The 25,937-nt window shown below is 75.2% G+C and carries 23 protein-coding genes and 2 pseudogenes; 12 read left to right on the top strand and 13 right to left on the bottom strand.

Translation table 11 applies throughout. From position 1 onward, the window contains the following. Nucleotides 1–118 precede the first annotated feature (118 nt). From OOK41_RS23955 to OOK41_RS23945, 3 genes are read right to left on the bottom strand one after another with little or no spacing between them, the layout of a single operon-like run. The gene (locus OOK41_RS23955; RefSeq protein ID WP_266266776.1) at nt 119–2,749 is read right to left on the bottom strand and encodes an ATP-dependent RNA helicase; all 2,631 of its coding nucleotides are present in this window, start codon (nt 2,747–2,749) and stop codon (nt 119–121) included. A gap of 31 nt (nt 2,750–2,780) precedes the next feature. After that, on the bottom strand, nt 2,781–2,981 hold the full coding sequence (locus OOK41_RS23950; RefSeq protein ID WP_117669406.1) for a DUF397 domain-containing protein: 201 nt from the start codon (nt 2,979–2,981) through the stop codon (nt 2,781–2,783). A gap of 40 nt (nt 2,982–3,021) precedes the next feature. Next, the gene (locus OOK41_RS23945; protein ID WP_117669405.1) at nt 3,022–3,864 is read right to left on the bottom strand and encodes a helix-turn-helix transcriptional regulator; all 843 of its coding nucleotides are present in this window, start codon (nt 3,862–3,864) and stop codon (nt 3,022–3,024) included. 144 nt (nt 3,865–4,008) lie between these two features. Between OOK41_RS23945 and OOK41_RS23940 the strand changes: the two genes are divergently transcribed. The 3 genes from OOK41_RS23940 to OOK41_RS23930 are packed head-to-tail and all read left to right on the top strand — an operon-like array spanning nt 4,009 to nt 6,794. Continuing rightward, nucleotides 4,009–4,635 carry a GPP34 family phosphoprotein gene (locus OOK41_RS23940; RefSeq protein WP_266266775.1) on the top strand — a complete coding sequence of 209 codons (627 nt, stop codon included), beginning with the start codon at nt 4,009–4,011 and terminating at the stop codon, nt 4,633–4,635. A gap of 42 nt (nt 4,636–4,677) precedes the next feature. After that, on the top strand, nt 4,678–6,204 hold the full coding sequence (locus tag OOK41_RS23935) for an APC family permease (RefSeq protein ID WP_266266774.1): 1,527 nt from the start codon (nt 4,678–4,680) through the stop codon (nt 6,202–6,204). Then, nucleotides 6,201–6,794: an N-acetyltransferase gene (locus OOK41_RS23930; RefSeq protein ID WP_266266773.1), complete on the top strand. Its 594-nt coding sequence runs from the start codon at nt 6,201–6,203 to the stop codon at nt 6,792–6,794. The genes OOK41_RS23935 and OOK41_RS23930 overlap by 4 nt, the downstream gene beginning before the upstream one ends. A gap of 128 nt (nt 6,795–6,922) precedes the next feature. On the opposite strand, the gene OOK41_RS23925 is transcribed toward OOK41_RS23930, so the two are convergent. Further along, entirely contained in the window at nt 6,923–7,750 is an 828-nt protein-coding gene (locus OOK41_RS23925; protein WP_117669401.1) for a SigB/SigF/SigG family RNA polymerase sigma factor, read from the bottom strand. Between the two features lie 449 nt (nt 7,751–8,199). Between OOK41_RS23925 and OOK41_RS23920 the strand changes: the two genes are divergently transcribed. Beyond that, nucleotides 8,200–8,949, top strand: coding sequence for a hypothetical protein (locus OOK41_RS23920; protein WP_117669400.1), 750 nt, complete (start codon nt 8,200–8,202; stop codon nt 8,947–8,949). Here OOK41_RS23920 and OOK41_RS23915 read toward each other — a convergent pair. Continuing rightward, nucleotides 8,898–10,487, bottom strand: a complete 1,590-nt coding sequence (locus tag OOK41_RS23915) for a phospholipase D-like domain-containing protein (protein ID WP_266267958.1) — start codon at nt 10,485–10,487, stop codon at nt 8,898–8,900. The two genes, OOK41_RS23920 and OOK41_RS23915, sit on opposite strands and share 52 nt — an antisense overlap. Nucleotides 10,488–10,628: 141 nt before the next feature. Between OOK41_RS23915 and OOK41_RS23910 the strand changes: the two genes are divergently transcribed. Beyond that, complete coding sequence (locus tag OOK41_RS23910; protein ID WP_256371534.1) at nt 10,629–10,757, top strand: hypothetical protein; 129 nt, start codon at nt 10,629–10,631, stop codon at nt 10,755–10,757. Between the two features lie 76 nt (nt 10,758–10,833). On the opposite strand, the gene OOK41_RS23905 is transcribed toward OOK41_RS23910, so the two are convergent. Continuing rightward, nucleotides 10,834–11,820: a pirin family protein gene (locus OOK41_RS23905; RefSeq protein ID WP_117669398.1), complete on the bottom strand. Its 987-nt coding sequence runs from the start codon at nt 11,818–11,820 to the stop codon at nt 10,834–10,836. Between the two features lie 10 nt (nt 11,821–11,830). After that, nucleotides 11,831–12,310: a MarR family winged helix-turn-helix transcriptional regulator gene (locus OOK41_RS23900; RefSeq protein WP_266266772.1), complete on the bottom strand. Its 480-nt coding sequence runs from the start codon at nt 12,308–12,310 to the stop codon at nt 11,831–11,833. A 153-nt stretch (nt 12,311–12,463) separates the two neighbouring features. Between OOK41_RS23900 and OOK41_RS23895 the strand changes: the two genes are divergently transcribed. Beyond that, nucleotides 12,464–12,991, top strand: coding sequence for a GNAT family N-acetyltransferase (locus OOK41_RS23895; protein ID WP_266266771.1), 528 nt, complete (start codon nt 12,464–12,466; stop codon nt 12,989–12,991). A 110-nt stretch (nt 12,992–13,101) separates the two neighbouring features. Here OOK41_RS23895 and OOK41_RS23890 read toward each other — a convergent pair. Continuing rightward, nucleotides 13,102–13,661: pseudogene (locus OOK41_RS23890) on the bottom strand (general stress protein). A 223-nt stretch (nt 13,662–13,884) separates the two neighbouring features. Between OOK41_RS23890 and OOK41_RS23885 the strand changes: the two are divergent. Both OOK41_RS23885 and OOK41_RS23880 read left to right on the top strand, forming a co-directional pair. Then, entirely contained in the window at nt 13,885–15,729 is a 1,845-nt protein-coding gene (locus OOK41_RS23885) for a glycoside hydrolase family 15 protein (RefSeq protein WP_266266769.1), read from the top strand. Then, complete coding sequence (locus OOK41_RS23880) at nt 15,729–16,508, top strand: glucose 1-dehydrogenase (RefSeq protein ID WP_117669393.1); 780 nt, start codon at nt 15,729–15,731, stop codon at nt 16,506–16,508. Before OOK41_RS23885 ends, OOK41_RS23880 begins: the two co-directional genes overlap by 1 nt. Nucleotides 16,509–16,586: 78 nt before the next feature. Here OOK41_RS23880 and OOK41_RS23875 read toward each other — a convergent pair whose 3' ends face one another. Further along, nucleotides 16,587–17,984, bottom strand: a complete 1,398-nt coding sequence (locus OOK41_RS23875) for a glycoside hydrolase family 6 protein (RefSeq protein WP_266266768.1) — start codon at nt 17,982–17,984, stop codon at nt 16,587–16,589. Nucleotides 17,985–18,116: 132 nt separating this feature from the next. On the opposite strand from OOK41_RS23875, the gene OOK41_RS23870 reads away from it, so the two are divergent. Then, nucleotides 18,117–18,617 carry a metallophosphoesterase gene (locus tag OOK41_RS23870; RefSeq protein WP_266266766.1) on the top strand — a complete coding sequence of 167 codons (501 nt, stop codon included), beginning with the start codon at nt 18,117–18,119 and terminating at the stop codon, nt 18,615–18,617. Nucleotides 18,618–18,638: 21 nt separating this feature from the next. Here OOK41_RS23870 and OOK41_RS23865 read toward each other — a convergent pair whose 3' ends face one another. After that, nucleotides 18,639–19,250 carry a helix-turn-helix domain-containing protein gene (locus OOK41_RS23865; protein ID WP_266266765.1) on the bottom strand — a complete coding sequence of 204 codons (612 nt, stop codon included), beginning with the start codon at nt 19,248–19,250 and terminating at the stop codon, nt 18,639–18,641. A 136-nt stretch (nt 19,251–19,386) separates the two neighbouring features. Here OOK41_RS23865 and OOK41_RS23860 point away from each other — a divergent pair, with 136 nt between their 5' ends. Continuing rightward, nucleotides 19,387–20,349 (top strand): NAD(P)/FAD-dependent oxidoreductase, encoded by a 963-nt coding sequence (locus tag OOK41_RS23860; protein ID WP_266266764.1) that lies wholly within the window; start codon nt 19,387–19,389, stop codon nt 20,347–20,349. A 34-nt stretch (nt 20,350–20,383) separates the two neighbouring features. Here OOK41_RS23860 and OOK41_RS23855 read toward each other — a convergent pair whose 3' ends face one another. Beyond that, complete coding sequence (locus tag OOK41_RS23855; protein WP_266266763.1) at nt 20,384–21,661, bottom strand: sodium:proton antiporter; 1,278 nt, start codon at nt 21,659–21,661, stop codon at nt 20,384–20,386. 152 nt (nt 21,662–21,813) lie between these two features. Between OOK41_RS23855 and OOK41_RS31965 the strand changes: the two are divergent. Continuing rightward, nucleotides 21,814–21,923, top strand: a pseudogene (locus tag OOK41_RS31965) (XRE family transcriptional regulator); the annotation flags it as partial. Between the two features lie 220 nt (nt 21,924–22,143). On the opposite strand, the gene OOK41_RS23850 reads toward OOK41_RS31965, so the two are convergent. Continuing rightward, complete coding sequence (locus OOK41_RS23850; RefSeq protein ID WP_117669387.1) at nt 22,144–24,270, bottom strand: SpoIIE family protein phosphatase; 2,127 nt, start codon at nt 24,268–24,270, stop codon at nt 22,144–22,146. Nucleotides 24,271–24,481: 211 nt separating this feature from the next. On the opposite strand from OOK41_RS23850, the gene OOK41_RS23845 reads away from it, so the two are divergent. Further along, nucleotides 24,482–25,366: a hypothetical protein gene (locus tag OOK41_RS23845; protein WP_117669386.1), complete on the top strand. Its 885-nt coding sequence runs from the start codon at nt 24,482–24,484 to the stop codon at nt 25,364–25,366. A 54-nt stretch (nt 25,367–25,420) separates the two neighbouring features. Here OOK41_RS23845 and OOK41_RS23840 read toward each other — a convergent pair whose 3' ends face one another. Beyond that, nucleotides 25,421–25,795 (bottom strand): DUF6401 family natural product biosynthesis protein, encoded by a 375-nt coding sequence (locus OOK41_RS23840; protein ID WP_117669385.1) that lies wholly within the window; start codon nt 25,793–25,795, stop codon nt 25,421–25,423. Between the last annotated feature and the right edge of the window lie 142 nt (nt 25,796–25,937).

Raw genomic sequence — 25,937 nt, 5'->3', positions numbered from 1 at the left:
TGCGGACGCGCCCGGCCCGAGTCGGCCCGGGCCCCGGCCCGTCGGCCCGGCCAGGGCCAGGCCCCGGGCCAGGGTGGTCGACGCGGACCGGTGCCCACCGGCCGGCCGTCGGCCCGGGTCAGCGGCGGCGCGGGGCGGCCCGGCGGGTCGGCTCTGCCGTGGTCGGGTCCTGCGGCCAGGGGTGCCGGGGGTAGCGCCCGCGCAGCTCGGCGCGGACCTGCGGGTAGCCGGTGCGCCAGAACGAGGCCAGGTCGGCGGTGACCGCCACCGGGCGGCCGGCGGGGGAGAGCAGGTGCAGCAGCACCGGCACCCGCCCGTCGGCGATCCGGGGGGCCTCGGCCCAACCGAAGGTCTCCTGGAGCTTCACCGCCAGGACCGGGGCCGCCGGGTCGGCGTAGTCCACCCGGACGCGGGAGCCGCTGGGCACGGCGAGCCGCTCCGGGGCCAGCTCGTCGAGCCGGGCGGCCTGCTGCCAGGGCAGCAGCCGGCGCAGCGCGGCGGCGACGTCGATCCGGGCCAGGTCGGCCCGCCGGCGGGCGGCGGCCAGCTCCGGGCCGAGCCAGGCGTCCGCCCCGGCGAGCAGCGCCTCGTCGCCCACGTCCGGCCAGTCGGGGCCGAGGGCGTGCCGGCAGAACGCCATCCGCTCGCGCAGCGCCCGCGCGGCCGGGGTCCAGGTCAGCAGCGTCAGGCCGGCGTGGCGCAGCCCGTCGCGCAGCGCCGCGGCCACCAGCGCCGGCTCCGGCCGGGCCAACGCCCTGGCGACCAGCTCGATCGCGCCGAGCCGGACCACCTCCCGGGCCACCACGTCACCGCCGGACCAGGCCACCTCCCGCTCCGGGCGCAGCAGCGGCCCGCCGGCCTCCCGCGCTGTCGCCTCGTCCAGCGGGGTGGCCAGCCGGACCCGGGCGGCCGGCGCGCCGGGGGAGCGGTCGGCCACCGCGACGGCCAGCCACGCGGCCCCGGCCAGCCCGGAGCCCGGCGCCACCTCCGCCTCGGTCCCGCCCGCCATCAGGTACGCCGACCCGCCGGCCCGGCGGACCCGGGCCAGCCGTTCCGGGTACGCCAACCCGACCAGCAGCCCGGCGGCGAGGTCGTCGGGCAGCCGGCCCAGCCGGCGGTCCCGGGCCGGCGCGCGGCCGTCCGGGTCGCGGGCCGGGCGGGCCGGGCCGCCCCCGGGTGCCCGGGCCGGGCCGGAGGACTCCGGCGGGCTCGCGTCGTCCGTGGGCCGGTGGCCGTCCGTCCCGGCAGGCAGGGCGGCGCGGAGCCGGCGTACCTCGGCGCGCCAGCGGGCCGTGGCGGCGGGGTCGACGCCCGCGCGCAGCCGGCGCCACCCGGCGGTCAGGTCGTCGCCCGGCCCGGCGACGGCGTCCTCGGCGAGCAGCGCCACCACCTCGGCGGCCCGGTCGGCGCCGACCACCGGCGCGCCGTCCAGCAGGGCCCGGGCCAGCCGGGGATGGGCCCCCGCGCCGGCGATCGCCCGCCCCCGGGCGGTGATCCGGCCAGCGGCGTCCAGCGCGCCGAGGGTGGTCAGGGTCTCCCGGGCGACCGTCATCGCGGCGGCCGGCGGCGGGTCGGGCAGGGCCAGCCCGCTGCCGTCCGGCTCGCCCCAGGCGGCCAGCTCCAGGGCGAACCCGGTGAGGTCGGCGGTGGCGATCTCCGGTTCCGGCTGCGCGGCGAGCCGGGCGTGGGTGGCCTGCGACCAGCACCGGTACACGTGCCCGGGGGCCTCCCGGCCGGCCCGGCCGGCCCGCTGGGTGGCCGCGGCCCGGGACACCGGCACCGTGACCAGCGCGCCCAGCCCCCGGGCCAGGTCCACCCGGGGCACCCGGGCGAGCCCGGCGTCGACCACCACCCGGACCCCGGGCACGGTGAGGCTGCTCTCCGCCACGGCGGTGGCCAGCACCACCCGCCGCCGGTCGGCGGGACGCAGCGCGGCGTCCTGCTCCGCCCCGCGCAGCCGCCCGTGCAGCGGCAGCAGGGCGACGGAGTCCCGCAGGTCGGCCAGCCGGCCGGTCACGGCCGCGATCTCGCCCACCCCGGGCAGGAAGACCAGCAGGTCCCCGTCCCGCTCGGCGAGGGCCCGCCGGACCGTGGCCGCGACGTGGTCCAGCAGCGCCGGGTCGACGCGACCGGCCCCGGAGGGGGTGACCGGCCGGGGCGGCGGGGCCCAGACCCGGGTCACCGGGTGCAGGGCCGAGGCGGCCCGGACCACCGGCGCGGGCACGCCGTCGGCGCCGAGCAGCGCGGCGAACCGGCCCGCGTCCGGGGTGGCCGACATGGCGGCCAGCCACAGGTCGGGGCGTAGCGTCGCCCGGGCCTGGACGGTGAATGCCAGCGCCAGGTCGGCGTCGAGTTGCCGCTCGTGGCACTCGTCCAGCAGGACCGCGCCGACGCCGGGCAACTCCGGGTCGTGGTGCAGCCGGCGCACCAGCAGGCCGGTGGTGACCACCTCGACCCGGGTCGTGGGGCCGCCCCGCCGCTCGCCGCGCACCGCGTACCCGATCCGGTCGCCGACCCGCTCGCCGAGCAGGGCGGCCATCCGGTGCGCCGCCGCCCGGGCGGCCACCCGGCGGGGCTGGGCGATCACCACCCGGCCGGTGACCGCCCCGGCCACGGCCAGCGGGGCGAGGGTGGTCTTCCCGGTGCCCGGGGGCGCCACGAGGACCGCGCCGCCGGCCGCGCGCAGCGCGTCGAGAAGCGCCGGCAGCGCGGGCCGGACCGGCAGGTCGAGGGGTACGTCGGCGAGCACGTCTCCTACTGTCGCACCGGCGGCGCGGGCGTCAGCCGGGGCGTACCGCGTCGAGGCCGGCGACGAACGCGCCCCAGGCGTCCGGCCCGAAGACCAGCACAGGACCGGGCCGGTCCTTGGAGTCCCGCACCGCGACCCGCCCGCCGGCTGTGGCCACCTCGACGCAGTTGCCGTTGCCACTGCTTCGGCTGCTGGTCCGCCAGGCGGCCCGGGACAGGTCGAGCGCGGTCATCCCCGTACCTCTCGTCTTTTGCCGGCGTGCCGCGATGCGGTCACGCAAAGTTACGAGAAGCGTCCTCCAGGCGGGTCAACGAATCCGCCGGGCTGAGCGCCATCCGGCGCAGCTCCTCGTGCAACAGGCTATACCGGAGCACATGGTCGGCGTCCTCCAGAGCCAGTCCCATCGTGAGGTTATCCAGGTAAACCACGGACGCGTCGGCGGCGTCGGAAAAGCCCAGGATGACGTACGGGGTGGTCATCGCGGGATGCCCGCCGGCCGAGAACGGAAGTACCTGGACCGTGACGTTGGGTAGTCGGGCCACCCGGCCGATGTGGGCCAGTTGCTCGGCCATCGCGGCCGGTGCGCCGACCGGCCGCAGCAGCACCGCCTCGTTGAGCACCACCGACAACTCGACCGGCTTCTCCTGGTGCAGCACGTTCTGCCGGTGCAGCCGGGCGGCGACCTTGCGCTCGATGCGTTCCTCCCCGGCGGTGAGCCGGTAGATTCCCCGGGCGTACGCCTCGGTCTGGAGCAGCCCGGGCACGGCCTCGGCCTCGTACGTGCGCAGCGACGCCGCCTCGGCCTCCAGTCCGACGTAGAACTCGAACCACTCCGGGAGCACGTCGCTGTAGTTCTGCCACCAGCCGCGCTGCTGCGCGCCCCGGGCGATCTCGATCAACGCCTCGGCGTCGTCCCCGGTGACCCGGTAGAGCGCCAGCGCGGCGCGGACGTCCCGGGGCTTGATCCCGATCTGCGCGGTCTCGATCCGGGACAGGTTGCTCTTGGACATGTCGAGCTGGCGGGCGGCGACATCGAGGGTCATCCCTGAACGTTCGCGCAACTGGCGAAGTTCCCGGGCGATGCGGCGGCGGCGGACGGTCGGGCTGGCGGTCACCCTCCGAGTCTGTCACGACAAGATCCGCAGGTCGCATGTGCACGGAGTGCAACCGTCGAAACTGGGAGTTGCGTTGCAAACAGAGGGCGTGCATCCTTTCACCCGGTGTCGATCAGTTGTGGACAATCCGTTCGGGAGGCTCGTTTGCTCACCGCCGACGAGTTCTATCTGGTCGCCCACAACGACAGCCGGGGCAGGGCGAAGCTGCACTCCAGCGCGGTCGGCATCGGGCTGGCGGCCGGGCTCCTCGGCGAGCTGGTCCTGTTCGGACAGATCACCGTCAGCGCCGGCAACGTGACGGTGGTGGACCGCCGCCCGCCGGCCGACGCCCTGGCGCACACCGTGCTCGACCAGTTGATCGGCGAGTCCCAGCACCAGTCGGTCCGCACCTGGCTGAGCTTCCTCGGGCAGACCGCGGCGACGTCGGTCGCGGAGCGGCTGGCCCGGGCCGGGGTGCTGCGCCGGCAGGAGAGCCGTCGGCTGCTGCGCACCACCGTCGGCTACGTACCGATCGACCTGAACGCGGTGGCCTGGCCGGCCACCCGGCTGCGCGCCCTGCTGGACCGGCCGGAGCCGCCGGCAGTGCCGGACGCGCTGCTGTTCGGCCTGATCTCCGCCGCCGGGCTCACCCGCGAGGTGTTGTGGAGCGCCGGCCCTCGTGCCCACCACCGGCTCGGCGTCCTCATCCCGGCGTTGCCTCCGCCGCTGAAGGAGCTGGTCGCGCACGCCGAGGCCGCCGTCGGCGCGGCGGTGCTGCGCGGCAAGCCCTGACCGGCCGACGCCCCCACCCCTCCCTGGAACCGGAGCACCGCCATGCCCCCCACAGAGACCATCCAACGACCGAGCAACGTCTCCGACGCGCTGGCCCGCGGCCGGCTCGGCGTGCCGTCGGTGATCTTCTTCGTGCTGTCCGCGGCGGCGCCGCTGACCGTGGTGGCCGGCGTGGTCACCACCGGGTACGCCGTCACCGGCGTCACCGGCATGCCGCTGGCCTTCCTGGTGGTCGGGGCGGTGCTCGCCCTGTTCTCCGTCGGCTACGTGGCGATGGCCCGCCGGGTGGAGAACGCCGGCGCGTTCTACGCGTACGTCTCCCGGGGGCTGGGCCGGCCGGCCGGGGTCGGCGCCGCCTGGGTCGCCCTGCTGGCGTACAACGCTCTCCAGATCGGGCTGTACGGCGCGATCGGGGCGGCGGCCTCCCCGGTGCTGCACCGGCTCTTCGGCGCCGACCCGGCCTGGTGGGTGGTGGCGCTGGCCGCCTGGGCGCTGGTCGCCGTGCTCGGCCTGCTCCGGGTCGACGTCAACGGCCGGGTGCTCGCGGTGCTGCTGGTCGCCGAGCTCGTGGTGATCCTCGTGTTCGACCTGGGGCAGCTCGGCAACCCGGCCGGCGGCTCGGTCAGCTTCACCGCCCTGACCGCGGACAGCCTGCTCGTCCCGGGCGCGGGCGCGCTGCTGGTGCTCGCCGCGACCGGCTTCGTCGGCTTCGAGTCCGCGGTGGTGTTCAGCGAGGAGAGCCGGGACCCGAAGCGCACCGTCCCGCTGGCCACCTACCTCTCGGTGGCGATCATCGCCGGGCTCTACGCCCTGTCGTCCTGGACGTTGACCGTGGCCACCGGCCCGGACCAGATCGCCACCCAGGCCGGCGAGCAGAGCGTCGAGCTGATCTTCAACCTGGCCGCGGCGCAGCTCGGCGAAACCGCCGTCACCGTCGGCCAGGCGCTCTTCATGACCTCCGTGCTGGCCGCGATGATCTCGTTCCACAACACCACCGCCCGGTACGCGTTCGCGCTCGGCCGGGAGCGGGTGCTGCCGGCGGCGTTCGGGAAGACCTCGCCGCGCACCGGTTCGCCCCGGGTCGGCTCGCTCGCGCAGAGCCTGCTGGGCCTGCTGGTGATCCTGCTGTACACGGTCAACGGGTGGGACCCGGTGCTCCAGCTCTTCTACTACGCCGGCGCCGGTGGCGGGTTCGGGGTGCTGCTGCTGATCGCCACCACCTCGACCGCAGTGATGGCGTACTTCGCCCGCACCCGGGTCGAGGAGAGCCTGTGGCGGCGGGCGGTCGCCCCCGGGCTGGCCGCCGTGGCGCTGGTCGCCATCATCACGGTGGCGGTGGACAACTTCGCCATCCTGCTCGGGGTGTCGCCCGACTCCGCGCTGCGCTGGGCGGTGCCGGCGGCGTACCCGGTGGCGGCGCTGATCGGCGTGCTCTGGGCGCTGGTGCTGCGCGGCAGCCGGCCGGACGTCTACGCCCGGATCGGGCTGGGCGCGGAGAGCGCGGCCCTGCTGGCCGCGCCGGGCCCCGCCGGCGAGCCGGCCCCGGCCCGGGCGGAGGCCCGGCGATGAACGACGTGCGCGTCGAGCGCCTCGGCGCGGCCGAGACCCGGCTGGTGGCCGAGCGGATCGCCCGGGCCTTCCTGGTGCTCCCGGCGACCCACTGGCTGGTGCCGGACGCCTCCAAGCGGGAGGCCGTGCTGGCCGACAACTTCGAGATCCTGGTCGGGCACGCGATGGCGCACGGCCACGTGCACGCCACCGCGGACCGGGCGGCGGTGGCCGTGTGGTTCCCGCAGGTCGGCGAGGAGGTCCCGCCGCCGGCGGACTACGACGCCCGGCTGGCCGCCGCCTGCGGGGAGTGGACCGGACGGTTCCGGCACCTCGACGGGCTGTTCGCCGCCAACCACCCGTACCCCGACCACCACCACCTGGCCTTCCTCGCCGTCGCGCCGGACCGGCAGGGGCAGGGGCTCGGCTCCGCGCTGCTGCGGCACCACCACGCCGGGCTGGACGCCGACGGAACGCCCGGCTACCTGGAGGCGAGCAGCGAGATCGGCCGGGACCTGTACGCCCGGCACGGCTACCGGGCGCGGGAGGCCTTCCGGCTGCCCGACGGCACCCCGTTCTACCCGATGTGGCGGGAGCCGGCGGGGGCCTGACGCGGCGCGGGGGAGGCTCCGGACCGGCAGGCGGCACGGCGGGGAAGGGCCCGGCCGGCGGATCGCCGATCGGGCCCCTTCCGGCGTACCGGTGGTCGGGCCCGCCGCCCCGACCACCGGCGGCGCCCCTAGTACGTGCCGTCGAGCTGACCCCGCAGCCTGGTCAGGGCCCGGGCCAGCAGCCGGGACACGTGCATCTGCGAGACGCCGATCTGCTCGGCGATCTGCGACTGGGTCAGGTTGCCGTAGAAGCGCAGGGTGAGGATCTTCTGCTCGCGCTCGTCGAGCGTGGCGAGCGCCGGGCCCAGGGCCACCCGCAGCTCGGCCAGCTCGAACTCGCTGTCCTCGCCGCCGAGCATGTCGCCCAGCTCGGTGGCCCGGTCGCCGTCGCCGGTCGGGGTGGACAACGACACCGCGTTGTACGCGCGGGCGCCCTCCAGGCCCTCCAGGACCTCTTCCTCGGTGAGCCTGAGGTGGGCGGCGATGTCGGCGACCGTCGGGGAGCGGCCCAGCGTCTGCAGCAGCGTGCTGTTGGCGTCGGAGATGGCCAGCCGCAGCTCCTGGAGGCGGCGCGGCACCCGGATGTCCCAGGTGCGGTCGCGGAAGTGGCGCTTGAGCTCGCCGATGATGGTGGGGATGGCGTAGCCGGCGAAGTCGACGCCGCGGGACGGGTCGAACTTGTCGATGGCCTTGATCAGGCCGACGGCGGCCGTCTGTGCCAGGTCGTCGGTGGGCTCTCCCCGGCCGCTGTAGCGGTGGGCGAGGTGGTTGGCGAGCGGCAGCCAGGCTTCGATCGCCCTGTCCCGCAGCGCGGCGCGCGACGGGTGGTTGGCGGGCAGCGCTGCCATCGCGTTGAGGAGGTCGGCCGCGCTGTCGGTGAGCGCTCGCGGGTCCAGCTTCCTGGTGACGGCGGCCGGCTCTGCCTTCGTCTGCTCGCTGATCGTTGGCGCGGTCATTGGTGGTCCTCCCTGCACCTCGTCCGCGGATATAGACGTGACGCTGTGGTTTAGCTTCGGTTCGTCCGTTCGGGACTCACCTTAGCCGGAACGGCTCCAGGAAATCTAGCCGAAAGTACGATGTGCTTAAGGTACTTTTAGGAACAAAGTCCCATGAAAGGTGCGTAGATACCGGAAGATTCGATCGCGATTACCGGTTCGTTGGCCGGTTGGTCGTCCCGGCCGGGCCGGACGGTCGACCCGACCCGCCGTCCGGCGGTGCCCATGGGTCTGGTCGGAGGCGGTGGCCGGGCCAGCCGTCGGGACGGAGTACCCGACCGGCCGATGCGCGCGGCGCGGCGTCAACGTGAAACCCGACAGACCGGCCCAACTGTCGGGTTTGCGTCCTTGTCCCACCCACGGGACCGGCCGTAGCGTCGCTGGGGAATTCCCCCTGGCCCGGAGGCAGCGTGCTCGACCCCGCCGATCCGCACCTCGTCGTGCACAGCCGGATGATCTATCTGAGCTGGCTGCCGGCGGACCCGGCCGCAGCCGCCGCCCTGCTGCCGGCGGGCCTGCGCGCCGGGGACGACCGCCGGGTCTTCATGAACCAGTACGTGGTCGACGACGAGACCCAGAGCTCCGGGTTCGGCGCGTACTCGCTGACCTATCTCGGCGTGTCGCTGGCCGGCCTCGACGTCCCGGACCGGCCCCTGCCGGGCGGCTGGTGGACGCACTACCTCTGCTCCAGCCCCCGGGTGCGCGGGTACGCCGCCGCCCGCGGCGCCCCGGTCGCGGCCGGCCGCACCTGGCTGGAGCAGCGGGGCGACACGCTGGTGGCGCAGACCGAGGTCGACGGGGCGCCCCTGATCCGCGCCCGGGTACGCGTCGGCGACACCGGGCACGTCATCCGCAGCGGCCATCACCGCTACCTCACCGGTCGCGACGGGGCCCTGGTCAGCGGCGTCTACCCGTACCTGGCCGAGCCGGTGGCACCGTTCGAGGTCGAGTCGGTGGACTTCCTCGACCCGGACCACCCGGTCTACCCGCTACGTCCGGCCAACCCGCTGGTCATCGCCACCGGCTTCTACTCCCCGCGCGCGTCGTTCGCGTACCCGGGCGGGGAGAGCGTGCTCGCCCGCAGCCCGGCGGCGGTCGGCCGGGCCGGTCACCAGGTGCCGGCCAGCCGGGCCCGCAGCGGCCTGCCGTCCGGGTCGTAGACCAGCCGGTACGCGGGCAGCGCCCACGCCCGGGTGTACCAGGGCAGCCGCTCCGGCCGGTGTGGGCGCAGCCGGCCCGGCGGCCGGGGCCCGACCCGACCCGAGTCGTGCCAGCGTTGCAGCGCGTGCGCCGCCGCGGTGATCGTCTCGACCGCCGACGCCGGGCCCAGCAGGTCGTGGTCCGCGCCGCCGCCCGGGTCCCGGTCCAGGTGCTCGCGCCACAGCCGCAGCCGCAGTTCCCGGGCGAACAGCCGGGCCCCGTCGCCCAGGCCGCCCGGGTCCCGCGGGGCCCGCTCGTCCCGGGTGTCGTCGAGCACCGCGCAGGACAGCTCGCTGTCGTGGGTCCACGAGCGGCGGTTGAAGTTGTCGCTGCCCACACTGGCCCACACGTCGTCGACCACGCACACCTTGGCGTGCACGTACACCGGGTCGCCCGCGTGGTTCTCCACGTCGAAGACGTGCACCCGGTCCGGGGCGGCCCTGCCGCACAGCGCCAGCGCCTGCTCCCGGCCGACCAGGTTCGGCGGCAGGGCGAACCGGCCGTCCACGTCCGGGTGCCGGGGGACGACGGCCACCAGGTGCAGGTCGGGATTGTCGCGCAGCGCCCGGGCGAACAGGTCGGCCACCTCGGTCGACCAGAGGTACTGGTCCTCCAGGTAGATCAGCCGGCGGGCCCGGCGGACGGCCTTGGTGTAGCCGCGGGCCACCGTGCGCTCGCCGTCCGGGGCGAAGGAGTAGCGCGGGCGCACCGCCGGGTAGGTGCGCAGCACCTGGATCCGGTGCGGGCCGCACGGCGGGGGGTCGGCCGGCTGGTCGGGCAGCGGGTCCGGGCGCAGGTCCGCGGCGCGCAGCCGGTCCCGCAGGTACGCCAGCGGGTTTTCCGAGTCCAGCGGCATCGGGTCGGTCCACCGCTCGCGGAACACGGAGTCCAGCGCGCCGACCACCGGCCCGCGCAGGGCGAGCTGCACGTCGTGCCAGGGCGGGGTGTCGCCGTACCGGGGGGACATCCCGACCGCCTGCGGGTCGCCGTGGTGCTCGGCGTCGTCCCGGCGGCTGTGGCACAGGTCGATCCCGCCGGTGAAGGCGACGTCCCGCTCCCCGGCGGCGGGGTGGCGCAGCACCACCAGCTTCTGGTGGTGCGAGCCGCCGCGGCGGACCCGCTGGTCGAGCAGCACCTCACCGCCGGCCGCGCGGACCGCCTCGCTGAGGCTGCGGTTCTCCGCCTCGCTGAACGACAGCGAGTCGAGGTGTGAGCGCCAGAGCAGGCCCTTGACCACCACGCCGCGCTGGGCGGCGCGGCTGAACAGCTGGGCCACGGTCGGCCCGTCCGGGCGCATCCGCTCGTCGGGGTCGCCGCGCCAGTCGGTGAAGAACAGGTGGTCGCCCTCGCCGAGCGCCTCCACCTCGCTGACCAGCCGGTCGAAGTACGCCGCGCCGTGAATCAGCGGCTCGGCGAGGTTTCCCGTCGTCCAGACGGGTAACTCAGAGCCCGGGTTGGCGCGTTCCTGCGCGGTGAGGAACCAGTCCCGCATCGGCACGCTCCAGCCTCCCGAGGTCGACAACGTCCTCACGGTAGGGCCCTCGCGCCGGGCCCGCACGCCGACCGGCACCCCCGGTGACCTGGCAACGTTCCCGCGCGACGCCCGACGACCCTGACCGAACACCGAGGAGGCCATCCGATGCCCGTCGAGACGACCGACGCCGTGACCGAGTACCGCGAACAGCCGGTGGAGAGCGAGCGCGGTGCGCTGGTGGCCGTGTTGGTGATGGTGCTGCTGGGGGTGGCGGGGATCTTCGCGGTCTCCTGATCCCGCCCGGCGGGCGCCACCGGGGGCTGCCCGGTGACGCCCCGTCCCGTCCGGGCGGTCAGAGCGGTCAGAGCGGTCAGGGCCGGTCGCCCTGGCCGCCGGTGTGCGGCACCCGCTCGGCCGGGATCACCCCGAGCCGGCCGGCCTGGAAGTCCTCGACCGCCTGGATCAGCTCGTCCCGGGTGTTCATCACGAACGGGCCGTAGTGCGCCACGGGCTCCCGGATCGGCTGCCCGCCCATCACGTAGAGCTCCAGGGCGGGGGCGTTCGAGTCCTGCTTCGCGTCCGCGGTGACCCGCAGCGCGTCGCCCGGACCGTGGGTGGCGAGTTGGCCGGTGTGCACCGGGCGGCGGTCGGTGCCGACCGTGCCGCGCCCGGCGAGCACGTAGACCAGCGCGTTGAAGTCCGGCTGCCAGGGCAGGCTCAGCTCGGCGCCGGGCTGCACCGTGACGTGGGCGATGCTGATCGGGGTGTGGGTCGAGCCCGGCCCGCGGTGCCCGGCCACCTCGCCGGCGATGACCCGGATCAGCGCGCCGCCGTCCGGCGTGGTGAGCAGCGCCGACTCCTTGCCGCGGATGTCCTGGTAGCGCGGCGGCATCATCTTCGCCACCCTCGGCAGGTTCACCCAGAGTTGGAGGCCGTGGAACAGGCCGCCGCTGGCCACCAGGTGCTCGGGCGGCGCCTCGATGTGCAGCAGGCCGCTGCCGGCCGTCATCCACTGGGTGTCGCCGTCGGTGATGGTGCCGCCGCCGCCCTGCGAGTCCTGGTGGTCCATGATCCCGTCGATCATGTAGGTCACCGTCTCGAAGCCGCGGTGCGGGTGCCACGGGGTGCCCTTGGGCTCGCCCGGCGCGTAGTCCACCTCGCCCATCTGGTCGAGGTGGATGAACGGGTCCAGCTCGTGCGTCGGCACCCCGGCGAAGGCCCGGCGGACCGGGAAGCCCTCGCCCTCGTACCCGCTGGGGGCGGTGGTCAGCCGGCGGACCGGCCGGTAGCTGGTGGTCTCGTCGAGCCGGGGCAGGCGGGGCAGGACGAGGACGTCGTCGACGGTGATCGCGGGCATCTCGAACTCCTTATTCGTTGCGGGTGGCCGAGGCGTCGCGGTCGGCGCGCAGGCGCCGGCCGAGGCGGTCGAAGACCCGGGTCAGGCAGGCGACCTCGGCGTCGTCGAGGTCGTCCATCAGGTGGCTGCGCACGGAGCGCAGGTGGTGCGGCGCGGCCTCGCGCAGCGCCAGCAGCCCGGCGGCGGTGAGCACCGCCTCGCTGCCCCGCCCGTCCTCGGCGCAGGACTGCTTGGCCACCAGGCCGCGCTTGCACATCGAGGTGATCTGGTACGTCAGCCGGCTGGGCGAGAAGACCAGCCGGCCGGCCAGCTCACCCATCCGCAGCCGTTGCCCCGGCGCCTCGGAGAGCAGCACGAGCACGTGGTAGTCGGCGAAACTCAGCTCGCTGTCGGCCCGCAGGTCGTCCTCAAGCTGGGTGAACAGCCGCTGGCTCGACTCGATGTAGGCGCGCCAGCAGGCCATCCGCTCGCTGTCCAGGCTCTCCGTCATGCCGCAACCATAGCACTCTTTCAAAATTTAACAAGTTGCTTCGGACCTGGCTGCGCGCTGCAAGCGGCCGGATTGGTCTTTTCTGCTTTCGATTTGAAGGAAGGGGCCGGAAAAACCCGGGCAGGCGGGCCCGGCGGCGTGCGAGACTGCCCCGTGGACCACGTCGTACTCGCTGCCCCCGGCCTGCTGCTGCGCCCCTGGCGGGCGGCCGACGCCCCCGACGTGCTGGCCGCCCTGCGCGATCCGGCCGTGGCCACCTGGAACCCGCAGGGCGAGGTGGACGAGGCACGCGCCGCCGACTGGGTGCGCCGCCGGGCGGACTGGTCCGGCGGCGACGCGCTGTCCCTCGCGGTGACCGACCCCGGCGACGGCGGGCTGCTCGGGGCGGTGTCGCTGCACGGGATCGGCGGCGGCAACGCCAGCATCGGGTACTGGACCGTGCCCGCTGCCCGGGGGCGGGGCGTCGCCACGGGCGCGGTCCGGCGGCTCACCACGTGGGCCTTCGCGGCGCTGGGCCTGCACCGCATCGAGCTGTGCCACGCCGTGCCGAACGTGGTGTCCTGCCGGGTGGCCCTGCGGGCGGGCTATCTCGCCGAGGGCACGCTGCGCGAGTCGTACCGCTACGGCGACGGCCGCCGGCACGACGAACACCTGCACGCCCGCCTCGCCACAGACGGCTGACCGGCACGGCGGACGGCCCCGGGGACATCCCCCGGGGCCGTCCGGCGCCGCGGTCGTCGGGCCGTCCACCCGCCGGGGCGCGGCGACACCGGTGGCGCGTCCGCGCGGCGTCAGCGGGCCGTCGCGCCCGCGGGCGTCAGGTGCATCCGGGCCAGTAGCTGTTGGGCCTGCTCGGCCTGGTCGGCGTCGACGGTGACCGCGTACTGGCTGGCGCGCAGGGAGCTGGCGGACGTGAAGTCCCGCTGCCCGCCGGTCATCGCGTGCGCGACCGCGCCGAACACCGCGCCCCAGATCGCCCCGATCACCAGGCCGACCAGGATCACCGCCACCCAGCTACCGGCGGTGAAGATCCCGAAGAGCAGCCCGATGAACAGGCCGAACCAGGCGCCCGTGCCCGCGCCGACCAGGGCCGCCCGGCCCGTGGTCATCCGGCCGAGCACCGTCTCGACCAGGGTGAGGTTCGTCCCCACGATCGCGGTGCGCTGCACCGGGAACCGGTTGTCGGCCAGGTAGTCCACCACTCGCTGGGCGGATGGATAGTCCGGGCGGGGCCGGACGGTCGCGGGCGGGGCGTCGCCGGGCGGGACGGGCCGGCCGCCGGGCACGGGGGGGGGGGTCCGCCCGGCATCCCGGGTTGCCAGGCCGCGGTCGGAGTCGAGGGTCTGATCATGAGCATCCTCCTTCGTCGACCTCCCGCGTTCCCCCGGGCACCGGCCGGTAACGCGCCGGCTCCCCCGGATCGGGCAGGCCCGCCACGATCCGGATGCCCCGACGCGCCGGAGCGGTCTCCGGTCGCCCCGCCCCGGCCGGGAGGAGCGACGCACGGGACCGGTTCGCTCGCATCCGGCGGTGCCCCGACGAATGCTGGTCGGCGGCGCCGGGTAGGCACGGTCGTGGACACCGGACGGATCAGCGAGCACGGCTTCCTGGCCGACGGCCGCAGCGCGGTTCTGGTCGACCGGGCCGGCTCGGTCAACTGGTGGTGCCCGGCACGGTTCGACGCCCCGTCGGTCTTCGGGCGGCTGCTCGACGACGACGCGGGCCACTGGTCGATCCGGCCCGAAGGGGACTTCACCACCGAACGCTCCTACCTGGCGGACACGCTGGTGCTGCGGACCGTCTTCACCACCGGGGACGGGTCGGTGGCGGTGACCGACGCGCTGGCGCTGGAGCCCGGCGCGCGCGGGCACGACATCGGGCTGCGTTCGCCCCGGGTGCTGGCCCGGCTGGTGGAGGGCGTCTCCGGTGCCGTGCCGGTGCGGCTGCGCTACCGCCCCCGGTTCGAGTACGGCCGGGTCGCCCCGTATCTGGTGCCCACCGGCGACGGGGTGCAGGCGACCGTCGGCGCGGCCCGCCTGCGACTGCGTGGCGACGTGCCCCTGGAGTGCGGCGAGGGCGAGGCCGCCGCGACGTTCACCGTCCGGCCCGGCGAGTCGTACGGCTTCACGCTGGGGTACGGCCCGACCTACGACGCCGGCCCGCCAGTGACGCCGGACGCCGCCCCGACGGTCGCCGAGACGGCGGCGGGCTGGCGGTCCTGGGCCAGTTTGCACCCGTACCACGGCCGGTTCGCGGACCAGGTGCGCCGCAGCGCGCTGGTCGTGCAGGGCATGACCTACCAGCCCAGCGGCGCGATCGTGGCCGCGGCGACCACCTCGCTGCCCGAACAACTGGGTGGCGACCGCAACTACGACTACCGCTTCGTCTGGGTCCGCGACTTCAGCCTCACCCTGAAGGCCCTCTGGTTGGCGGCCTGTCCCGACGAGGCCAACCGGCAGTTCGCGTGGGTGGCCCGCGCGATGGGCCGGATCGGGAACCAGCCGGTGCCCATCATGTACGGCGTGGAGGGTGAGCGGGACCTGACCGAGCACCCCCTCGACCGCCTCGCCGGATACGCCGACAGCCAGCCGGTCTTCGTCGGCAACGACGCCTGGAGACAGCGGCAGACCGACGTGCTCGGGGAGGTCCTCGACGCGGCGTGGCTGATGCGGCACTACCTCGATCCGATGGACCCCGAGGTGCACCAGCTCCTGCGCGCCCTCGCCGACCAGGCGGTCGCCGACTGGCACCTCCCCGACGCCGGCATGTGGGAGGCCCGGGACGCGGAGCGGCACTACGTCTCGTCGAAGGTGCAGTGCTGGACCGCGCTGGACCGGGCGGTGCGGTTCGGACCCCGCCTCGGTGATCCCGCCGACCTGGCCCGCTGGGCCGCCGCCCGGGACGAGGTCCGCGCGGCGGTGCTGGACCGGGGCTGGAACGACCGGCTCGGCGCGTACACCGGGGCCTTCGGTTCGGACGAGCTGGACGCCTCGGTGCTGATCATGCCGCTGGTGGGGTTCCTGCCGGCCGACGACGCCCGGATGCGCTCCACGATGGACGTCGTCGAGGCACGGTTGTCGCGCGACGGTCTGCTGCGCCGCTGGGACGGCGACCCGGCCGGCTTCGTCATCTGCTCGTTCTGGCTGGCGAGCTGTCTGGCCCTGGCCGGCGAGTTGGACCGGGCCGAGCGGATGTTCGCGTCCCTCGCCGGCCGGGTGAACGACCTGGGCCTGTTCGCCGAGCAGATCGACCAGGCCACCGGGGAGCAGCTCGGCAACTTCCCGCAGGCCTTCTCGCACATCGGCCTGATCAACGCCGCCGGCTCGTTGACCGAGGCCGACGAGCGGCGACGCCAGGGCGCGGACCGCCCGCGCCCCACCGTGCCGACAGGTGCGGGTCGAACGGAGGGAGCACGCTGATGACCGGACGGCTCGACGGAAGGACCGCCCTGATCACCGGCTCGGACTCGGGCATCGGTCAGGCCACGGCGATCGAGTTCGCCCGTGAGGGGGCCGACGTCGTGGTGCACTACCTGCACGACCACGCCGGGGCCAACCACACCCGGGACAAGGTGGCCGAGAACGGCCGGCGGGCGGTGGTGGTGCAGTGCGACATCTCCGACGAACAGCAGGTGGAGGCGATGTTCGACGAGGCCCTGGCGGAGTTCGGCACGCTCGACGTGCTGATGAACGACGCCGGGGTGGACGCCTCCGGGATACCGGTGGCGGACCTGGACACCGAGACCTGGGACCGGGCCATCCGGACCAACGTCTACGGGGCGTTCTTCGCGTCCCGCCGGTTCGTCCGACACCGTCGGGACCAGGGCGGCCACGGGAAGATCATCAACATCACGTCGGTCCACCAGGAGGTGGCCCGGGCCGGCGGCTCCGACTACGACGCCAGCAAGGGCGCGCTGCTGGAGTTCGCCAAGAGCCTGGCCCTGGAGGTGGCGCCGATGCACCTCAACGTCAACAACATCGGCCCGGGGATGGTGCTCACCCCGTTCAACCAGAAGGCCATCGACGATCCGGCGTACCTGGAGGAACAGGTGCAGAGCATCCCGTGGAAGCGGGCCGCCATGCCCGAGGAGATCGGCCGGCTCGCCGTCTTCCTGGCCAGCGACGACGCTGACTACGTGACCGGTTCGACGTACTTCATGGACGGCGGGCTGATGCAGAACCAGGGCCAGGGCGCCTGAGCGCGGGTCCCCGGTCGGCCGGCCCGGGCCCGCCGCCCGCCGCGGGTAACCGCGCGGCGGGCGGCTCGTCGGCCGGGCTCAGGAGCAGGGTGCGCCGTTGAGGGTGAAGCCGGTCGGGGCGGGCAGCGTGCCGCCGGAGTAGGTGCCCTGGAAGCCGACGCTCAGCGTGCCACCGGCCGGCAGGCTGCCGTTCCAGGCCGAGTTGCGCACGGTGATCCGCTCGCCGCTCTGGCTCCACTCACCGTTCCAGCCGCTGGTCAGCCGCACCCCGGGGCCGGCGGTGAAGGCCACCGTCCACGAGCTGAGCGCGCCGCCCCGGTTGGTCACCCGCAGCTCGGCGGTGAACCCGCCGGTCCAGGTGTTCGGGGTGAAGGTGACCGCGCAGCCCTGGGTCGGCGGGGTCGTGGTCGGGGGTGCGGTGGTGGGCGGCGCGGTCGTCGGGGGCGCGGTGGTCGGGGGCGCGGTGGTGGGCGGGGCCGTGCTGGGGGCGGCGGTGGTCGGGACCGGCCCCGCGGCGACCGCCAGGTCGTACGCCCGCTGCGGGACGAACTGGCCGGCCCCGGCGATGCAGCCGTCGGCCTCGCCGGGCAGCTTCACCCAGAGGTACGCGTCGATCGCGCCGTCCCCGGTGGCGGTGGTGCTCGGGGTGCCGATCGCCCGCCCCGGCGGGTCGCACCACTCCGAGCCGGCAGGGCCGTTGCCGTTGCGGCTGGTGTCGATCACGGCCTTCAGCCGGGACACGCCGGTGGCGGCGATGACCTGCCTGGCGTACCCGACGGACTCGGCGGTGGTGCGGTAGTTGGAGACGTTGAGGGAGATGCCGTCGGCGCTGTTGGCGACGTCCGCGCCGGTCAGCCGGGCGGCGATGTCGGCGGGGGAGAGCCACGTCGAGTGCCCGGCGTCGAAGTAGACCTTCGCCTGCGCCGAGCCGGCCTTGAGCTTCTTGCCGGCGTACGCCATGGACGCCTTCGTCTCGGCCTGCTGGGCGGCGCTCTGGCAGTTCGTCATCAGCGGGAGCACGTCCGGCTCCAGCACGATCGAGGCGGGCCGGCCGGCCAGCCCGGCGGCCACCTGGTCGACCCACTGCCGGTAGCTGGCGTGGTCCGGCGCGCCGCCGCCGCTGGCGCCGCTACAGTCCCGGTTCGGGATGTTGTAGACCACCAGGATCGGGATCTTCCCCGCCGCGGCGGCGGCCCCGACGAACTGGTCCACCTCGGCCCGGACGGTGGAGGTGTTGGTGCGGGTGTACCAGCGCGCCTGCGGGACGGCGGCGACCCGGTCCCGGATCACGGCGGCGCGCGGGTCGCCCGGATTGGCGGCCACCCACTGGGCGGCGTTGGTCTGCGGGTCGACGTAGAAGGCGGAATCGGCGGCCACGGCCGGCGCGGAGCCGACGAGGCCGACCGCGACGGTGGCGGCGGCGGTGAGCGTGGTCGCGCCGGCGGCCAGGGCCGCGAGCGCTGGTCTGCTTCGCATGGGGCGTCCTCCACGAATCGACGAGTATGCGTGGAAGCGCTCCCACGCATTCCCCGTCAAGGTACGCGCCCGTTGCCGGCGTGTGAAGACCTGTGCCGCTGTCCGTCGGTTCCCGGGGGCGAGAATGGCGGCATGCGCCTGGTGATCACGGCCGACACCCACGTGCCGAAGCGGGCCCGCGACCTGCCGGCGCCGCTCTGGGCGGCGATCGACGCCGCCGACGTGGTGCTGCACGCCGGGGACTGGGTGGACGTCGCGCTGCTCGACGCCGTCGAGGCCCGGACGCGCCGCCTCGTCGGCGTGTCCGGCAACAACGACGGGCCCGAACTGCGCGCCCGGCTGCCCGAGGTGGCCCGGGTCGAGCTGGGCGGCCTGCGGGTCGCCGTGGTGCACGAGACCGGCCCGCGCGCCCGCCGGGAGCAGCGCTGCGCCGCCGCGTACGGCGACGCGGACCTGCTCGTCTTCGGCCACTCGCACATTCCGTGGGACACCGTCGCCCCGGGCGGGCTGCGGCTGCTCAACCCCGGCTCGCCGACCGACCGGCGCCGCCAGCCGTACGCCACCTACCTCACGGCGCGGGTGGCGGCGGGCCGGCTCGACCGGGTCGAGCTGCACCGCCTGCCACCGCGCTGACCGCCCGCCCTTCGTCGGGCGTCAGGGCTCGTCGGGCCGCTCGGGCGGGTGCTGCGCCCTCGGCCGGGCGCGCAGGTGGGCGCGCTCGCCCTGCCGGCCGAACAGGCTGAGGAACTCGACCGGCTCGCTGTCGGCGGCCCCGAACCAGTGCGGCACCCGGGTGTCGAACTCGGCCGCCTCGCCGGGGGAGAGCTCCAGGTCGCGCTCGCCGAGGACCAGCCGTAGCCGGCCGTTGAGCACGTAGAGCCACTCGTAGCCCTCGTGGGTCTGCGGGTCCGGTTCCCGCCGGCGGCTGGTGGCCGGGATCACCAGCTTGTACGCCTGGATGCCGCCGGCCCGGCGGGTCAGCGGCAGCATGGTCAGGCCGTGCCGGCTGACCGGGCGCAGGTGAACGCGCGGGTCCCCGGTGGGCGGGGCGCCCACCAAATCGTCGAGCGTCACGCCGTGCGCCCGGGCCAGCGGGAGCAGTTGCTCCAGGGTGGGCCGGCGGGTGCCGGACTCCAGCCGGGACAGGGTGCTGACCGAGATCCCGGTCGCCGCCGACAGGTCGGCCAGCGTGGTCTCGCGCTGCCGGCGCAGCGCGCGGAGCCGGGGGCCCACCCCGGCGAGCGCGTGGTCGAGGTCGTCGTCCATGCCACCAGCTTGCCAGAACGGCAACGATCTTTGCAGTTCTCGCGGCCGGGCGGGCACGGCGTGCCCGCCAGCCAGCCGCCCGCCCGGTCGCGTGTGTCGGTGCTTGGCCCGGCCGGGAACCTCCTACCATCACCGGATGGATGCGGACCGGACGCGGGTCGTGGTGGTCGGGGCAGGGATCGCCGGGGTGGCGTGCGCCACCGAGCTGCTCCGGGCGGGCGTACCGGTGCAGATCCGTGAGCGTGCCCGGGTGGCGGGTGGCCGGATGGCCAGCAGGCGGTTCGACGGGCGCCCGGCGGACATCGGCGCGGCGTACTTCACCGTCAGCGACCCGGACTTCGCCGAGGTGGTGCGCGGCTGGGCGGCCGACGGGCTGGCCCGGGAGTGGACCGACACCTTCGTCGCATACTCCGCGCAGGGCCGGCGTGAGGTCCCCGGGCCGGTGCGCTGGGCGGCCCCGCGGGGGTTGCGGTCGCTGGTCGAGCACCTGGCCGCCGACCTGCCGGTGGTGGTCGACCGGCTGGTGCTCGGCGTCGAGCCCGGGCCGGCCGTGGACGGGTCGCCCTGCGCCGCCGTGGTGCTGGCCGTGCCCGGCCCACAGGCGGCCCTGCTGCTCGATCCGGCGCTCGCGGCGGCCACCGCCGCCGTGCAGGCGCAGCGGTGGTCGCCGACGCTGAGCGCGGTGCTGCGCTTCCCGGCCCGGTCCTGGCCCGACTTCGCCGGCGCGTTCGTCAACGAGCATCCCCTGCTCACGCTCGTCTGCGACGACGGCGACCGGCGCGGCGACGGTGCCCCGGTGCTGGTCGCGCACACCACGCCCACGTTCGCCGCCGGTCACCTCGCCCAGCCGACCGGGGCCGGCCCGGCCATCGAGCAGGCCGTCCGCGACCTGCTCGGCCTGCCCGAGCCCGCCGCGTTCGTGCACGTGCACCGCTGGACGTACGCCACGCCGACCGTGCCCGGCGGGGGCGGGACGTACTACCTGGACGCCGACGGCATCGGGCTGGCCGGCGACGCCTTCGGCAAGCCCCGGGTGCAGAGCGCCTGGCGCTCGGGCCACGACCTCGGCCGCGCCCTGGCCGCCCGCCTGCACCCCTGACCCACCCCCCTCACCTTGGCGGGAGAGGACGGGGTCAGGCTGGGGACGGGGTGGGGGTGGGCTCGGGTGTCTCCTCGGTGCGTTCGCCCGCGCGGTCGAGGAGCTGCATCACCGGGGTGGCGGCCACCCCGTGCACCACCACCGAGACGATCACCACCAGCCCGACCGTGGCCCAGACCAGATCGGCCTGCGGGAAGTCCGCCTTCGTCGTGGCGTACGCCAGGTAGTAGAGCGAGCCGACGCCCCGGATGCCGAACAGCGAGATCACCCAGTGCTCCGCCGGCCGGCCCGGCGCGCCGCGCAGCGACAGCCACCCGGCCAGCGGCCGGACCACGAAGACCAGCGCCAGCCCGACCAGCGCGGCCGGCCAGGTCAGCGGGGCGAGCAGCCCGCCGACCACCGCGCCGCCGAAGAGCAGCAGCAGCAGGACGGTCAGCAGCCGCTCGATCTGCTCGGCGAAGGCGTGCAGCACCGAGTGGAACTCGTGGGTCCGCTCGGCCGACCGGATCGCCCGGGCGGCCACGAAGACGGCCAGGAAGCCGTAGCCGCCGACCACCTCGACCAGCCCGTACGTCAGGAACGTGGCGGCCAGCGCGAGGAAGCCCTCGGCGTGCCGGGCGAGCCGCAGCGTGCTCGGGGCGCGGAAGAACAGCTTGCCGAGCAGCCAGCCGACCAGCAGCCCGCCGCCGACGCCGACGGCCAGCTTGTACAGCACGTCGACGGTGAACCAGTCGGCGAACCAGTTCGCCGGGGCGAGGCTCGTGCCGGCGATCGCGATGGCCGCGTACACGAAGGGGAAGGCCAGGCCGTCGTTGAGACCGGCCTCCGAGGTCAGCGCGAAGCGCACCTCGTCCTCGGAGTCCTCCACGTCGGTCGGCTCGCCGACCTGCACGTCGGCGGCGAGCACCGGATCGGTCGGGGCCAGCGCCGCGCCCAGCAGCAGCGCGGCGGCGGGCACCAGGCCCGCCCACCACCAGCCGAGCAGCGCCACGGCCGCGATGCAGATCGGCATCGCGACCGCCAGCAGCCGCCAGGTGGACGACCACCTGGCCCAGCTCAACGGCCGGTCGATCTTGAGGCCCGCGCCCATCAGCGCGACGATCACGCCGATCTCGGTGAGGTGGGTGGCGATCTCGGGATACTCCAGCGGGTCCGGGCTGGGCAGCCCGGTGGGCAGGACGAAGATCAGCATGCCCAGGCCGAGGAACGCGATCGGCATCGACAACGGCCGGCGCTCCAGCAGCCGGGGGAGAATTCCGGCGAGCAGGGCGCCCAGCCCCACCACCGCGAACGCGACGTCTACCGGTTCCACCGCACCACCCCTCGACCTCGCCCACGGCCGCGGGCAGGTGGTGACGGACCTTGCCCCGTCGACGTTCGCGGTATGCGTGCCGCCCGCAACCGATCCGCCGCCTGCCCGCGGACTTCGCGGCGGTCAGCCCCGTGCGCAGGTGGTGACCCCACACCGACGATCTTGTTACGCTCCAGCGCACGTGCGAGGTCGTCCGGGGCGAGGCGCTCCCGGGCGGCCGTCACTCGACCTGATCAGGGAGGCGGCGCAGGCATGGACGTGACCGAGGCCCGGTGGCGGTGCGACCCGGGATCGTGGCAGGCACTCGGGGAGTTCACCAGACGGCACTGATCCGAGGGCGTCGGCAAGTCTCGCAGCCCAGGGAGCTGCCGGCCCCGGCGCGGCGTCGACCTGGTCCACTCCAGGTCACTGACCCGGGGGCTCCCGTGCTTCGGACAGCGCGATGTGCGTGACCTGGAGTCGATCGTGTCGTCGGCGTCCGGCTAACCGGACGGGATGAGGATCTCGAACCAGACCGTCGAGCCGCGCACCGTCGGGTCGGTGCCCCAGGCGTCGCTGAGCTGCTCGATCAGGCCGAGCCCGCGGCCCCGGCTGCTCAACGTGTCGGTGCGGGCCCGGGTCACCGTCCCCCGGGTGCCGGAGTCGGCCACCGACACCAGCAGCCGCTCCGGGCTGAGGTCGATCTCGACCCGGGCGGCGGTGCCGGCGTGCAGCAGCGCGTTGGTGGTCAGCTCGCTGGTGCACAGCACCGCCGCACCGACCACCGCCTCGGGCACCTGCCAGTCGGTGAGCTGGGCGGTCATCCAGTGCCGCACCCGGCTCGGCGCGGTCGGCTCCGCCGGCACCTCCATGCTCGCCGAGCGGCTCGGGATCAGCGCGTGTTCGACCGCCAGCACGGCGACGTCGTCCTCGGTGGCGCCGCCGACGGCGGCGGTGGCGACCGCGCACAGCGCCCGTGGGTCGCCGCTGGCCGCGCCGGCCACGGCGCTGGCCAGGTCGTCCAGCCCGGCGGTGAGGCTCTGCCACCGCCGCTCCACGACCCCGTCGCTGAACAACAGCAGGGTGTCCCCCGGGGCGAACGGGACCGTGGTGGTGCGCGGAGCACAGCCCAGCCCGAGCGGGGCCCCGGGCGGCACGTCCAGGTACCGGGCCACCGGCTCGCCGTCGGGTGCGGCGCGGCGCACCAGCGGCGCGGGGTGCCCGGCGCTGGCCAGGGTGAGCCGCTCCCGCTGCGCGTCGACCACCCCGAACACCACGGTCACGAACAACTCGTGCGTGCCGGTCTCGGTGCCGAGGCTGCCCACCAGGCGGTCCAGCCCGGCGAGCACGGCGTCCGGCCGAGAGTCGGCCAGGGCCAGCGCGCGCAGCGCCGCCCGGACCTGGCCCATCCGCGCCGCCGCCTGCACGTCGTGCCCGGCCACGTCGCCGAGCACGATGCCCAGCTCGCCGGTGGGCAGCAGGAACGCGTCGTAGAAGTCCCCACCGGCGGCGTTGCCGTCGACGCCGGGGTCGTACCGGGCGGCGATCCGCAGCCGGGGCAGGTCCGGCAGGCGCTCGGGCAGCATGCTGCGTTGCAGGAGCTGGGCGGTGCCGTGCTGGGTCTCGAACCGGCGGGCGCGCTCGGCGGCCTGGCCGACCAGCTCGGCCGAGGCGGCCAGCAGGGCCCGTTCGGCGGCAGGCCACAGGTGGGCCGCGTGGTAGCCGACGGTCAGGCCGCCGCGCAGGACCGACGTCCGCAGCGGCTGGGCGGCCAGCGCCCGCACCTTCTGGTCGTGTCGGTCCACCGCGATGTCCCGCAGCGGCTGGCCGTCGCCGACGAACTGGGGCACGCCGCTGCGGGCGGCGACGACCAGCGGCCCGGGGGAGTCGGCGGGTGAACGCCGCCACAGCGGGGGCAGCCGCTCGTCGGCCTCGTCCAGCAGTTCACCGCGCACCCGCCGGACCGTGCGCCACCCCGCGCCGTCGTCCACGCCGAAGGTGACCCGGTCGGCGTCGAACGCGGTCAGCAGGTAGCGCAGGGCGACCCGGGCGACGTCGTCCAGGGTGAGGGTGCCGGCCAGCGCGGCGGCCACGTCGCTGAGGCTCTGCAACTGCTCGGTGACCTGGCTGGTCTCGGCGGCGACGGTCAGCGCCCCGACGATCCGCCCCGCGCTGTCCCGCACCGGGGAGCAGCCCCGGGTGAACACGGCCCGCTCGCGGGCGCCGGGGCGGAGCCGGTCGAAGGGGAGCACCGCCTCCTTCTCCAGGAACGACTCGCCGTGCCGGTAGGCGCGGTCGATCACGTCGCCGACGCCCGGCTCGGCCCACACGTCGGCGAACACCTCGGCCGCCGGCCGGCCGACCGCGCCGGGGTGGCGGTCGCCGATCAGCGCCGCGTACCCGTCGTTGTAGAGCAGCAGGAGGTCGTCGCCGTACGCGAGCGCCATCGGCACCGGCGAGGCGAGGATCAGATCCACCACCCCGCGCACCCCCGGATCCCAGCCCTGGGGCGGGCCGAGCGCCGTGTCGGCCCAGGGATGGCCGAGAACGACACCCACCGCTCCGGAGACACCCGTCTCCGCCGCGGCGCGCGTTGCTGGCGTGGGCACTCGCCCGACCGTGCCTGGCATGTCCGCAGCCTAGCCGGAGCGCCCGGCCGGAGGCCGGATCGCGTGCCCGGGTGGCGGCGCGCGCCCCGCCGCCGCCCGGCCCTGGTGGTCATCAATGCAGGTCAGGGCCGTTCTGGACGGAGATGTCGGGAAATTCTCTGCCGGTCTGGCGGCGTGCTGCCCGGCGGGACGGGTATGCCCGCGCCGAAGTCCATGCGACAGGAGGGACACCATGCAGAAAACCCTCGCGGTCGGGCAGGTAGACATCGGGGCCGCCCTGACTGATTTGTGGAGGTCGGTGTTGCTCTTCATCCCGAGGGCGATCGCGTTCATCGTGATCCTCGTGGTGGGGTGGCTCATCGCCAGAGCAGTGCTGAAGATCGTGGACACGGTACTGGAACGGGTGGGGTTCGACCGCGCGGTCGAACGGGGCGGCGTGAAGCGCGCACTGGAACGCACCAAGTACGACGCCAGCGACATCCTGGCGAGACTGGCGTACTACGCGGTCCTGCTGTTCACCCTGCAGTTCGCCTTCGGGGTGTGGGGGCCGAACGCGATCAGCGACCTGATCCGGGGGGTGGTCGCCTGGCTGCCGCGGGCGTTCATCGCGATCATCATCGTGGTGGTGGCCGCCGCGATCGCCAACGCGGTGCGCGACCTGGTCACCGGCTTCCTGGGCGGGCTGTCGTACGGCCGGGTGCTGGCCGACCTGACGGCGATCTTCATCCTGGCGCTGGGCGTGATCGCCGCGCTGAACCAGGTGGGCATCGCCACCACCGTCACCACGCCGGTGCTGATCGCGGTGCTCGCCACGGTGGCCGGCATCCTGATCATCGGTGTCGGCGGCGGTCTGGTGCGGCCGATGCAGAACCGCTGGGAGGGCTGGCTCGACCGGGCCGCCGAGGAGTCCCGGGCGCTGCGGGAGCACCGCCAGGCCCAGGCCGCCGGCAAGGGCGACGTCGAGCGGCGGATGGCCGACCGGTCGGGCGCCGAGCGCACCCAGGCCATGCCCCAGCCCGAGGGATCGATGACCGGCGCCCGCGGCGGGCAGGGCACGTACCGCTCCGGCGGTATGCCGGGCGACGAGACCCAGCAGTTCGGCCGCCCGGGTAGCTGACGGGAGGAGCACGGGGGAGGGGGTCCGCGCGGGCCCCCTCCCCGCTCGCGTACGTCAGGGGGTGGGCCGCGCCGCCGGGCCGTTCTCCAGCGCGCGGGCCAGAGCGCAGACCGCCAGCAGCCGGGCCAGCGGCCAGTCGGGCTCCGACCAGTCCGTCGAACGGGTGGGCGGCTGCCAGCCGTGCGCCCGCGCCGCGTCCCGGACGCCCTCGGCGTACCCGGCGAGCGCGGCCGGGCTCAGCGGCCGGCGGTCGCCGCCGAGGCTGTCCCGGACGGCCGCGGCGTGCTGGTCGATCTCGGCGAGCAGCCCGGGCCGGGCCGCCGCCGCCGCGAGCCCGGCGGTGCCGATCGCGACGGTCAACCGGGCGAGGACGGTGTTGGCGGAGTCCGCGGCGGAACGGCTGACCACCTGGTTCGACGGCACACGCATGAGCAACGAGGCTAACCGGCTGGTAACCGGGGCGGAGTCGGCCGCTCGGCCGGTACCGGATCCTCCGCCCGACGGCCCGTACCCGGCCGTGCGGATTGACCCGGTCCCGACGGGGCAGAAGGGAGGACGCGCGTATCGCCGC

It is taken from the genome of Micromonospora sp. NBC_01655, assembly GCF_026339755.1.
In the GTDB taxonomy this organism is placed as follows: Bacteria; Actinomycetota; Actinomycetes; order Mycobacteriales; family Micromonosporaceae; genus Micromonospora.
The sequence above is the reverse complement of the archived record's forward strand: the minus strand, read 5'-3'. Positions and strand labels throughout refer to the sequence as shown.